Genomic DNA, 8001 nt, shown 5'->3' on the forward strand with positions numbered 1-8001 from the left:
ATCATTTGCCCTCCTGTTTCAACCGTAGTTCGATATCACTGGCGCAACTAACGCAGCGCTGGCAGCCCGCCACCAGTTCCCGGCGCCGCTCGGGTATCTCTTCCCCGCAGTCGCGGCAGTGAGTAGCTGAAATAGCGTTGTGATTGATGCGCATGTTCTGGATGGTCATTTCCAGCCGGCGCTCTGCCAGCTCGTTGGCCTGATCGATGAGTTCTGCGCTCATGCTGCACCGCCTTCGCTTTTTTCCGCTTCAACCGCCATCTGCTCAAGCTTTCGTGAAAGCTCGGCAGACAGTGCCTGGAACTCTTCCTCTGTCGCTACCGGGATCGGCACAAAACGGATGCCGATATGAGCGAGGCCATGTGCGGCCTCAAGGCATTTCCTTAAATCAACGGGAGAGGCTTTGTTCATGCTGCACCTGCCTTGTCTTCATCCATTTTCCAGGCCGTGGCGAGAGCGCCAGCCACCTGGTGGAAGCTATGTTTTACTGCCACCTTCCCATGGTCGCCGGTTGGCGAAACCAGTTCGATTGTGGTCAGCTCCCCGCCGCTTTCAGCGTCCGGGTAAAACTGGGCTACGTCGTTGGTTTCGACGATTACAGACCCGGATGGGGTATACATTTTCAGCTTCATGATTCCACTCCATACCGCCCATTCATGCGGCCAATAACACTGACAAATTTCACCAGGCTGACACCCATCGGCTTTACCTTCTCGTAGTGCTTGCGAAGGATGGGGGGGCATACAGCGTTCCACTTCGGTTTAGGCTTTACGCTCATCGCTTTGGTTATCTCTTCTGCGCAGCGACGAGCCTGGGCGCGGAGGATGTTTTCCTGTTCTTCTGGCGTCATGCTGCCTCCGTCGATTTTTTGAAGGAGTAAGCGATCCGCGCGGAAGCAATGGTTACGTAATCCGGGTTCAGGTCGATTCCGATGAAGTTAAAACCCTCCTCAATGGCAGCCCGGCCAGTACTCCCGCTTCCCATCCACGGATCAAGCACGGTTCCACCTGGAGGGGTTATTAGTCGGCAGAGATAGCTCATGAGAGCGATCGGCTTAACGGTAGGGTGGTTGTTCTTAGCGCCATTTGTACGCCCTGCACCGGCCCGCGGGTCGTTAATGCCGACGCTTCCCTCTTTGCGTCCGCCGGTCATATCGCTGGCTGATGTCGCTATGAATCGCTCGAGGCCTTCGTCGCGCTCCTTCGGTTTGACCTTCGCGCAATAGAAGAATCGTGCTGCGCTTCCCTTATCGCCATGGTGGACGGTGGCCACACGCTTGCGCATTCCAAGTACCTGACCTGTTGATGCTGCAGAAGGTTCGTTGCCGGTTACTGGTGCTGCAGCTCCAGCATTAGCAGGGAAGCAGGCGATCACCTCTTCGCTGCCGTCGTGAATAATGTTGGCCGGCCAGCGTCCTTCCGGTGCCTGCTCGTAGTCGGCAACCGGTTGGGTACCGTCACGCTGATGCGAAAGCAGGCCGCCAGTGCCTCCATTAAGCGCCTCATCGGTCGGTATCCGGCAGGCGTCGATGTTAATTGCTCCGGTACCGTGCTCGTTCATGTTGGCGGACACGGTTTGCTTGAATGGCTTTCGAGCCATTACGATCGGTTCATGCGCAGGCTTCAGCGCCGTTCCCCAGCCATCAAAATCACCATCGAGGTTGTGTGACTTAGGGAATCCGCTACCGTAAATCCATAGGATTTGGTCCCTGATTTCGAAGCCAGCATCCTCAGCGTTAACGACAAGTCGGTGATAGGTCCGTGATCCGCCAAACGCCAGCAGGTGTCCACCAGGTTTGAGAACGCGCAGACATTCCCGCCACTGGTCGACGGTCGGGACGTCGTAATCCCATTTGTGGTTCATGAAGCTCAGCCCATATGGAGGATCTGTAACGATGGCATCGACTGAGTTATCCGGCAGCGTCTTGAGAACTTCTTCACAGCGTCCGACATGTAATTGATATGTCATTGCGCACCTCTTTTCATTTCTGCCTTTCTCATGCGGCTTAAAGTCCTGGATACCGCTGCAACGCTTCGGCCCATCTTCATGGCGATGCTTTTATGAGACTCGCCGGCAGCGCGCAGTTCAGCGGCGATCTGCTTCTCTTCTGGCTTCCATGGCTTGTAGACAAACGCTGTGCTGATGGAATAGCTCTGTGCCAGTCGGTAGAAGTTCGCCTGGCTGATCCCCAGCGCATCCGCTGCGCGACAGGCAGGCATGGTTCCGGCGACGGCGCGGAATTGCTCTGGTGTGATGCTCTGCTTATTCATTGTGCCTCCCGTGGTAACCGGTAAATTGCGTTATCTACTTAATAATCAGAGACGGCTTACCGAGCTTTATTTGCGCACCTGGCACATCTAACCCGGCCTCGATCTGATGCTTAATGGCCAGCTTGTCAGGCTTGATATTCGTCTCGTATTCGACGAATTGAGGAGGCAAAATGCTGGCGTCCGTAATCTCTACTGATTTAGATGGCGCCCTGACTGTAACCTGATGAATTCCAGCTTTAAGTGATTTTTTGCCTGCCGTTTCAAGTGATTTAGCGACATAATCCTTCATGCTTGCCACTTTGCTTTCAGCTGCTTTAGCGCGTTCGGCAAGGCACTTACTCTCTTCCTTTAACGCTTCCGCATAAGCAGATTCGTTTTTGCAGATAGCAAGAATCTGTTCCACTTTTGCTTCCAGCTCCCACTCAATCCCATCCAGAGTGTCGGCTATCATTTCAGGCTCCATACCGGAGTCAGTCAGCTTGGCGAAGTCGTTGGCGATCTGATAAAGAGCTGTCATTGGGTAACCTCGTCGAATTTGGCTTTACACTTGGCGTAAACAGCCTGAACCTCTTGCTGCAGCCGCATTCCAGCAGTCATCTTGTATGCCGCCTGAAAATGGGTTTTGAGAGCATGCATGTTTGCTGCCTGCTTCATGTCTTCACATAGCGAGTGGACTGAGTTGATAAGCTCTTGCTCAGCATTTTCTTTCGACTGGATAACTTCACTTTCAGGCGTGTATTGCATAACCGGCTCGGTAAAAATGCCTTCGCTCTCGTTGAGCATGTCCACTGCATTATCGAGCCGGTCAGCGCGCGGCCAGTATTTATAGGCGCGCTTCACGATTGTCTTTCTGGCCATCTCAGACCAGAAATTGACCCATGGGCCTTTTGGTGATGTGCCGGCTTTGCTTACCTTTCTGATTTCTTCAATCTCGGCGAGGCTCATCTCTTCAGTCAGGTAGTCGCCGTCTGATGTTTTAACTGTGCAGTAGCCACCGATAACGGCTCCGCGCTCTTCAGGAGTGGCAAAAGGGTTGTATTTGTGGGCCGGAGCTTTATCGAGGCCAATGGTTTCGTATGCGTCACATGCATGAACCAGTTTGCACTGACCCCACTTAATGACCCCGGCTGATTGGGCTATATGCAAAAGGCCCATATAGCTGATATCAAGGCATACCATTCCGTCACGCGGGACGAGATAAGCCAGTTTGCTTGCAGGATTTAAGCTGATACCGACCGCAGCTACGTTAATGATTGCGTTCTGAGCGCTGACCGGGTTGCTGATTGCCATTTTTGCCAACGTGTCATTGCGCTGGAATAACTGAATCGCAAACTGGCATTCCTTTGCCCAAGTCAGGCTCTGGTCAGTAAGGGCATTGGTAAACAGCGACTCTTGCTGCTTAACGAATTGAATAAGATCGAAGCTCATGACCCCTCCTTAAAACGGGCAGCCGGTGCGGTGATCCCAGTCGTATTCCGCCTGGGCGTAAGCTACTGCCGAAATGAGATTGTTATATGCCTCGCCAACTGCATCGCTGCGGAGGCCTTCGTATGGGCTTTTGTCCATCGGCACAGAGAAGCGGAACAGGCCTGAAGGCTCTTTCGGCAGCGCGTCGATAATTTCCTGCGCCCGATCGTCAATCCACTTTTCCTTCTCTTCGGACAGCGTTTGTTCAGCCCACTTACGCTCTTCGATCACGTCATATGCGCGGTATGCGTTCATAGCTCGCTCCTGAAATTTGGTTGTAGAATCACCGGCGCGATAAAAGCCGCCTGATAGCTCAGTTAAATTCGTGCGCTGATATGCGCGGTTAATGCGTCCCGGCTGGTACCAGGTTAGGCAGCAGGTCGCGTGCCTCAAATGCTTTGCGAATGTGGCGCAGGTTGCCCTGAGGCTCGAACCAGAAGGTTTCTTTCAGGTAGTCACGTGAAACCTTCCAGGTGGCGCCAGTTTTAGCGTTCCGCATCATCACGGCGCGTCCGCTGTTAGGAATTGAGTTAGCCATTGAACACCCCCGTAACGTGCAGAATTTTGATAATCAACGCTGTCCAGATAACGCCGCAGATCAGCAGGCAGTAAATCAGTGAACGAATGCCTTGTTTGCTCATACTTCCTCCCGCGCTTTCAACATTGCATCAGCCATCAGGTAAGAAAGCTCAGCAACAATGAAACCTTCTTCACTTCTCGCAGGGTGCTCAATGCCCGCTGGATAACCTGCCAGCCAGCCCTGCATCGCTTTTGCTGCAAAGTAATCACGAACAGTCAAACCTTCGTACCCTTGCGTTGGATATGCAGGGCCGCCATTGTTTTCTTTGCTCATTTTCCACCCCAGCATGCGAAGCTAAAAAAGAGGACAGCAACCAAAAACGGAACGACCTTTAACCAAAAATTACGCCATGCAGGCTTGTCTTCTTCGCGGATCATCTCTTCACCTTTGCCTTATCGCGGCTAACGGAGCGTTGTTACCTATTACCGGCGCCAACGATGTTGTTTGGATGAGTTAATTTAAAACCATAGTTGTTTTGCAGTCAACAACAATAGTTGTTTAAATGACTATTATGGTTTTATCTGGTTGTTTTTATTGGTTATTTATTTTTGTAAAGCGTGCTGGTAAGCTCAAAAAAAACATCAGATAGGGGGTGTTGGCATGCCGAACGAGGATGAGTTTTTCGCAGAGATGCACCCGCAGATAGCGCAGGTTATCGGGATAGCGGTTATGCAACTGTTGGTTGAGAAGCGCGAGCCATCAAGAGAGGCGCTGATAGAGATGATTCAGGTGTTGTGGCAGGGAGACCAGGTAGATCTGCCTGTGGAGCTGGCTCTGGACGTGCTGATGCTGAGGGAAGAGTAGGGCAATAAAAAACCGGCGCGGTGGCCGGGTTATTTAATTAAATATTTAGAAAAAACAGCTAGTAACACGGTTATCACTATAGCTGTAATGATTTTCCATGTTTGAGCATTCAACTCCTTATGTAGCTCTGTTTTTACTGACTGAATATCTTCCTTGGAAGCTAGCTTGTCTTTGATGATTGCAACATCGGTTACAAGGGTTGCGACTTTGTTTTCAAGTTCTTTCACTCTCTGAAGCATATCGTCTCCTCCGCCCCCTCCATCATCATTATTATGTGGTTGAGGGATTCGTTCTTCATCTTCAGGCCTCAGCTTGTACATCCTTGCTGTCACTATTGATCCCTCAACGTTGTTTTAACGATTACTATAGAGCAAGTCTTTTCATCAACCAAATGCTGCCTGCTTTGTTCATCTATTTCAAATAACTCCAAAGTTATGTCATATGTACCTGGGGTTGTAGGCTTAACTCCTTTTAGATGCAACTGAGTTCCAACAAGGAGACTGTTCTCATCAGGTTTTGTGAACATAAAATTTTGCGAATGATTTTCGTCATTGTTTGCGTTCGAGTCTAAAACTGAATCACCGTTATGCTTAACGTCAAGGGTAGTTACATACTCTTTTGATGAATCTAGGAAAACAGCCATAGTTATATAAAAAGACAAGGGAGAATCAAAGCTACCTACTGTTATAAGTGGCGTTGGAGCCATATAGGCTGTTATGGCAAGCCCCGCCTGGACTAGCGTGGGATAGAGGATAAGAATTTTTTCTTCAATCATGAACTGCACTCCTTGCTGTATCAACCGTGTTTTCGGTAAGTCTGCGGCATGCTGCCGATCACCTTGCCGAACACGAATACCCGGTTCATCTCGTCTTTCTCGATAGGGTCCCAGGCTGCATAGCTCTTGTTGTCTGAGATAACCAGCAGCTTGTCCTTCATCTTCTGCAGGCGCTTCACGTGAGCAGTGTCGTCGTACAGGAACGCATATATCCCGTCGCCGTCAAAGCTCTTAACGCTGATGTCGACGAACAGCAGATCACCCGGCTCAATCGTGCCGGACATGCTGTCACCCCGGACGTTGATAATCCTGATGTTCTCAGCCTTGCGTCCATCAAACATGTGGCGGGCTTCAGCTGGCTCATACTCAACAGAACGGAGAATCTCGACGAACTCCTGGTTCACGATGCCCGGTCCGCACTGACTGCCAAATCCAAAATGTCGACCCTGAATACATCCTGGTTTGTGCGTGATGGATTTTTATCACTTTCACGATCAGCGCTCATGGCGCCAGTTCCTGAGGAAAGCCACTCAGGTCTAACCCTTAAAGCGTTAGCTATATCGAGCAATTTTGTGGTCTGAGCAGCCCTTCCAGTTTCAATCTTCTGGATCGCAGCCTGGCTGACCCCGACAGCCTCGCCCAGAGCCTTCTGGGTCATGTCTGCCGCCTTTCTGGCTTCTCTTAATCGTTCTGCAAGTGTCGTTTTCATCTTCTCAATTTACAACCGTGGTTTTATATCGGCAAACGAAAATGGTTGTTGACTAAATACAACTAAGGTTTTATTCTTTGTTTGTATTTACTACGGAGGTTGTCATGAACCCAACCATTAAAACCGCAATTAATATTGTCGGCTCTCAGAAAAAGCTTGGTGAAGCCTGCGATGTTTCACAGCAGGCGGTTTACAAGTGGCTACACAACAAGGCAAAGGTTTCGCCTGAACATGTAAACAGCATCGTAAATGCAACTAATGGGGAGGTTCAGGCGCATCAAATTAGACCAGACCTTCCAAAGCTATTCCCTTCGCCGAAGGGCGTTCCGGCCGCCTAACTGGCGGCCTTTCAATCAACACCAGAGGAATTATCACAGATGGAGAATGCAATAGCCCGAAACTTAGAGCCGCCAATCCTCAACCCAATTGAGATAGAGGGCCTTTTGTTAAACCGCCTTTTGTCCATTAGCCAGAAGACTTTTGCAGAAATGCGAGGGGTAAGCGAATCAACGATTAGTCGCCGTAAGAGTGAAGGGTACTACGCCGAGATGGCGAAAGAGATAGCAGCATTGGGCCTGCAGGTTGTTCCGCCAGAGGCGGTAGTAGTTTCCCGTCACTACCTGCAGTCAGTAGAAACGTTGGCGGATATCGGTTTGCGTGCGGAGCGGTGCCGACCTGGGCCGTTAGGGTGGGACTGATGAAGGGTAGAAAAGGCGAAAGCCGCAGTGCGCTAACACTAACGGCTTTCTACGCGAATTAACTGGATAAATTCACAGGAGTAATTATGGCAAATACTGCCGAAGTAATCAATTTCCCTGTGCCTGTCGTGGCACTACAGGAGCTGCGCGTGGCAGATCTCGATGATGGGTTTACGCGCATCGCCAATGAGCTCCTTGAAGCTGTCATGCGTGCAGGTTTGTCGCAGCATCAGCTTTTGGTGTTCATGGCTGTCATGCGCAAAACATACGGCTTCAACAAGAAATCTGACTGGGTCAGTAACGAGCAGCTCTCGGAGCTGACCGGCATTCTCCCGCATAAGTGCTCAGCTGCAAAAAGCGTCCTGGTTAAGCGGGGGATATTTGATCCTCTCCTCGTAATATGGACACGCGCCTAAGCGAGATTCTGATTTTCAAATTGTTCCGGGCTGAGGCCGCCACAGGCACTGTGACGACGCCAGCGATTGTAATCGCACTCAATGTAATTAAATACCATCGTACGCATATCATCGCGACTGATTAGACGCTCACCGTGGATGCACTCTACCTTCAGCGTGTGGAAAAAGCTTTCCGCGCAGGCATTGTCATAGCAGCAGCCTTTTGCACTCATGCTGCCCCGAAGGTCGTGCTGCTTCAACAGGGCCTGATAATCTGCTGAGCAGTACTGACCACCCCGGTCG

Annotated in this window: 20 protein-coding genes and 1 pseudogene; 4 read left to right on the forward strand and 17 right to left on the reverse strand. The window is 50.7% G+C overall.

The features are described from left to right. Nucleotide 1: 1 nt before the first annotated feature. The 12 genes from HMPREF1024_RS19245 to HMPREF1024_RS0125940 all read right to left on the reverse strand — a co-directional run bounded on the left by HMPREF1024_RS19245 (nucleotide 2) and on the right by HMPREF1024_RS0125940 (nucleotide 4590). The gene (locus HMPREF1024_RS19245; RefSeq protein WP_009307981.1) at nucleotides 2-223 is read right to left on the reverse strand and encodes a TraR/DksA family transcriptional regulator; all 222 of its coding nucleotides are present in this window, start codon (nucleotides 221-223) and stop codon (nucleotides 2-4) included. Beyond that, a complete protein-coding gene (locus HMPREF1024_RS19240) occupies nucleotides 220-411 on the reverse strand; it encodes a DUF1382 family protein (protein WP_009307982.1) in 192 nt (63 codons plus the stop codon). The genes HMPREF1024_RS19245 and HMPREF1024_RS19240 overlap by 4 nt, the downstream gene beginning before the upstream one ends. Next, the gene (locus HMPREF1024_RS19235) at nucleotides 408-632 is read right to left on the reverse strand and encodes a hypothetical protein (protein ID WP_009307983.1); all 225 of its coding nucleotides are present in this window, start codon (nucleotides 630-632) and stop codon (nucleotides 408-410) included. The genes HMPREF1024_RS19240 and HMPREF1024_RS19235 overlap by 4 nt, the downstream gene beginning before the upstream one ends. Beyond that, nucleotides 629-850, reverse strand: a complete 222-nt coding sequence (locus HMPREF1024_RS19230; RefSeq protein WP_009307984.1) for a hypothetical protein — start codon at nucleotides 848-850, stop codon at nucleotides 629-631. The genes HMPREF1024_RS19235 and HMPREF1024_RS19230 overlap by 4 nt, the downstream gene beginning before the upstream one ends. Further along, complete coding sequence (locus HMPREF1024_RS19225) at nucleotides 847-1968, reverse strand: site-specific DNA-methyltransferase (protein WP_009307985.1); 1122 nt, start codon at nucleotides 1966-1968, stop codon at nucleotides 847-849. Before HMPREF1024_RS19225 ends, HMPREF1024_RS19230 begins: the two co-directional genes overlap by 4 nt. Continuing rightward, nucleotides 1965-2270 carry a helix-turn-helix domain-containing protein gene (locus HMPREF1024_RS19220; RefSeq protein WP_009307986.1) on the reverse strand — a complete coding sequence of 102 codons (306 nt, stop codon included), beginning with the start codon at nucleotides 2268-2270 and terminating at the stop codon, nucleotides 1965-1967. The genes HMPREF1024_RS19225 and HMPREF1024_RS19220 overlap by 4 nt, the downstream gene beginning before the upstream one ends. 34 nt (nucleotides 2271-2304) lie before the next feature. After that, on the reverse strand, nucleotides 2305-2787 hold the full coding sequence (locus HMPREF1024_RS19215) for a siphovirus Gp157 family protein (protein ID WP_009307987.1): 483 nt from the start codon (nucleotides 2785-2787) through the stop codon (nucleotides 2305-2307). Then, nucleotides 2784-3698, reverse strand: coding sequence for a recombinase RecT (locus tag HMPREF1024_RS19210; RefSeq protein WP_009307988.1), 915 nt, complete (start codon nucleotides 3696-3698; stop codon nucleotides 2784-2786). The genes HMPREF1024_RS19215 and HMPREF1024_RS19210 overlap by 4 nt, the downstream gene beginning before the upstream one ends. Before the next feature lie 9 nt (nucleotides 3699-3707). Continuing rightward, nucleotides 3708-3992, reverse strand: coding sequence for a host nuclease inhibitor GamL (gene gamL / locus HMPREF1024_RS19205; protein ID WP_009307989.1), 285 nt, complete (start codon nucleotides 3990-3992; stop codon nucleotides 3708-3710). An 88-nt stretch (nucleotides 3993-4080) separates the two neighbouring features. Continuing rightward, nucleotides 4081-4275 carry a hypothetical protein gene (locus HMPREF1024_RS19200; RefSeq protein WP_019704100.1) on the reverse strand — a complete coding sequence of 65 codons (195 nt, stop codon included), beginning with the start codon at nucleotides 4273-4275 and terminating at the stop codon, nucleotides 4081-4083. After that, nucleotides 4268-4378: a hypothetical protein gene (locus tag HMPREF1024_RS31170; RefSeq protein ID WP_004201106.1), complete on the reverse strand. Its 111-nt coding sequence runs from the start codon at nucleotides 4376-4378 to the stop codon at nucleotides 4268-4270. Before HMPREF1024_RS31170 ends, HMPREF1024_RS19200 begins: the two co-directional genes overlap by 8 nt. After that, on the reverse strand, nucleotides 4375-4590 hold the full coding sequence (locus tag HMPREF1024_RS0125940; RefSeq protein WP_032451339.1) for a hypothetical protein: 216 nt from the start codon (nucleotides 4588-4590) through the stop codon (nucleotides 4375-4377). The genes HMPREF1024_RS31170 and HMPREF1024_RS0125940 overlap by 4 nt, the downstream gene beginning before the upstream one ends. 327 nt (nucleotides 4591-4917) lie before the next feature. On the opposite strand from HMPREF1024_RS0125940, the gene HMPREF1024_RS19190 reads away from it, so the two are divergent. After that, nucleotides 4918-5121, forward strand: a complete 204-nt coding sequence (locus HMPREF1024_RS19190; RefSeq protein WP_009307991.1) for a hypothetical protein — start codon at nucleotides 4918-4920, stop codon at nucleotides 5119-5121. A gap of 29 nt (nucleotides 5122-5150) precedes the next feature. Here HMPREF1024_RS19190 and HMPREF1024_RS19185 read toward each other — a convergent pair whose 3' ends face one another. Genes HMPREF1024_RS19185 through HMPREF1024_RS31180 form a run of 4 tightly spaced genes read right to left on the reverse strand, consistent with a single transcriptional unit; the run spans nucleotide 5151 to nucleotide 6605 of the window. Continuing rightward, entirely contained in the window at nucleotides 5151-5453 is a 303-nt protein-coding gene (locus HMPREF1024_RS19185) for a hypothetical protein (protein WP_223714533.1), read from the reverse strand. After that, complete coding sequence (locus HMPREF1024_RS0125945; protein ID WP_032422233.1) at nucleotides 5453-5896, reverse strand: hypothetical protein; 444 nt, start codon at nucleotides 5894-5896, stop codon at nucleotides 5453-5455. Before HMPREF1024_RS0125945 ends, HMPREF1024_RS19185 begins: the two co-directional genes overlap by 1 nt. A 20-nt stretch (nucleotides 5897-5916) precedes the next feature. Further along, the gene (locus HMPREF1024_RS31175) at nucleotides 5917-6237 is read right to left on the reverse strand and encodes a S24 family peptidase (protein WP_187079290.1); all 321 of its coding nucleotides are present in this window, start codon (nucleotides 6235-6237) and stop codon (nucleotides 5917-5919) included. Nucleotides 6238-6296: 59 nt separating this feature from the next. Next, a complete protein-coding gene (locus tag HMPREF1024_RS31180; protein WP_187079289.1) occupies nucleotides 6297-6605 on the reverse strand; it encodes a helix-turn-helix transcriptional regulator in 309 nt (102 codons plus the stop codon). A gap of 104 nt (nucleotides 6606-6709) precedes the next feature. Here HMPREF1024_RS31180 and HMPREF1024_RS19180 point away from each other — a divergent pair, with 104 nt between their 5' ends. The 3 genes and pseudogenes from HMPREF1024_RS19180 to HMPREF1024_RS19170 all read left to right on the forward strand — a co-directional run. Then, nucleotides 6710-6943 (forward strand): helix-turn-helix domain-containing protein, encoded by a 234-nt coding sequence (locus tag HMPREF1024_RS19180; RefSeq protein WP_004178811.1) that lies wholly within the window; start codon nucleotides 6710-6712, stop codon nucleotides 6941-6943. Between the two features lie 39 nt (nucleotides 6944-6982). Further along, entirely contained in the window at nucleotides 6983-7303 is a 321-nt protein-coding gene (locus tag HMPREF1024_RS19175) for a CII family transcriptional regulator (RefSeq protein ID WP_009307994.1), read from the forward strand. Between the two features lie 77 nt (nucleotides 7304-7380). Then, a pseudogene (locus HMPREF1024_RS19170) lies at nucleotides 7381-7686 on the forward strand (replication protein); the annotation flags it as partial. A 29-nt stretch (nucleotides 7687-7715) separates the two neighbouring features. Here HMPREF1024_RS19170 and HMPREF1024_RS0125955 read toward each other — a convergent pair. Then, a partial coding sequence (locus HMPREF1024_RS0125955; RefSeq protein ID WP_009307996.1) for an IS3 family transposase occupies nucleotides 7716-8001 on the reverse strand: 286 nt, incomplete at its 5' end.

Source organism: Klebsiella sp. 4_1_44FAA, from assembly GCF_000238715.1.
GTDB lineage: Bacteria > Pseudomonadota > Gammaproteobacteria > Enterobacterales > Enterobacteriaceae > Klebsiella > Klebsiella pneumoniae.

Coding starts and splice junctions, on each gene's coding strand:
- HMPREF1024_RS19210 (WP_009307988.1), bottom strand. CDS start 3,698: ATGAGCTTCGATCTTATTCAATTCGTTAAGCAGCAAGAGTCGCTGTTT.
- HMPREF1024_RS31170 (WP_004201106.1), bottom strand. CDS start 4,378: ATGAGCAAACAAGGCATTCGTTCACTGATTTACTGCCTGCTGATCTGC.
- HMPREF1024_RS19180 (WP_004178811.1), top strand. CDS start 6,710: ATGAACCCAACCATTAAAACCGCAATTAATATTGTCGGCTCTCAGAAA.
- HMPREF1024_RS0125945 (WP_032422233.1), bottom strand. CDS start 5,896: ATGATTGAAGAAAAAATTCTTATCCTCTATCCCACGCTAGTCCAGGCG.
- HMPREF1024_RS19215 (WP_009307987.1), bottom strand. CDS start 2,787: ATGACAGCTCTTTATCAGATCGCCAACGACTTCGCCAAGCTGACTGAC.
- HMPREF1024_RS19225 (WP_009307985.1), bottom strand. CDS start 1,968: ATGACATATCAATTACATGTCGGACGCTGTGAAGAAGTTCTCAAGACG.
- HMPREF1024_RS19190 (WP_009307991.1), top strand. CDS start 4,918: ATGCCGAACGAGGATGAGTTTTTCGCAGAGATGCACCCGCAGATAGCG.
- gamL (WP_009307989.1), bottom strand. CDS start 3,992: ATGAACGCATACCGCGCATATGACGTGATCGAAGAGCGTAAGTGGGCT.
- HMPREF1024_RS31180 (WP_187079289.1), bottom strand. CDS start 6,605: ATGAAAACGACACTTGCAGAACGATTAAGAGAAGCCAGAAAGGCGGCA.
- HMPREF1024_RS19230 (WP_009307984.1), bottom strand. CDS start 850: ATGACGCCAGAAGAACAGGAAAACATCCTCCGCGCCCAGGCTCGTCGC.
- HMPREF1024_RS19200 (WP_019704100.1), bottom strand. CDS start 4,275: ATGGCTAACTCAATTCCTAACAGCGGACGCGCCGTGATGATGCGGAAC.
- HMPREF1024_RS19175 (WP_009307994.1), top strand. CDS start 6,983: ATGGAGAATGCAATAGCCCGAAACTTAGAGCCGCCAATCCTCAACCCA.
- HMPREF1024_RS31175 (WP_187079290.1), bottom strand. CDS start 6,237: ATGTTTGATGGACGCAAGGCTGAGAACATCAGGATTATCAACGTCCGG.
- HMPREF1024_RS19240 (WP_009307982.1), bottom strand. CDS start 411: ATGAACAAAGCCTCTCCCGTTGATTTAAGGAAATGCCTTGAGGCCGCA.
- HMPREF1024_RS19235 (WP_009307983.1), bottom strand. CDS start 632: ATGAAGCTGAAAATGTATACCCCATCCGGGTCTGTAATCGTCGAAACC.
- HMPREF1024_RS19220 (WP_009307986.1), bottom strand. CDS start 2,270: ATGAATAAGCAGAGCATCACACCAGAGCAATTCCGCGCCGTCGCCGGA.
- HMPREF1024_RS0125940 (WP_032451339.1), bottom strand. CDS start 4,590: ATGAGCAAAGAAAACAATGGCGGCCCTGCATATCCAACGCAAGGGTAC.
- HMPREF1024_RS19245 (WP_009307981.1), bottom strand. CDS start 223: ATGAGCGCAGAACTCATCGATCAGGCCAACGAGCTGGCAGAGCGCCGG.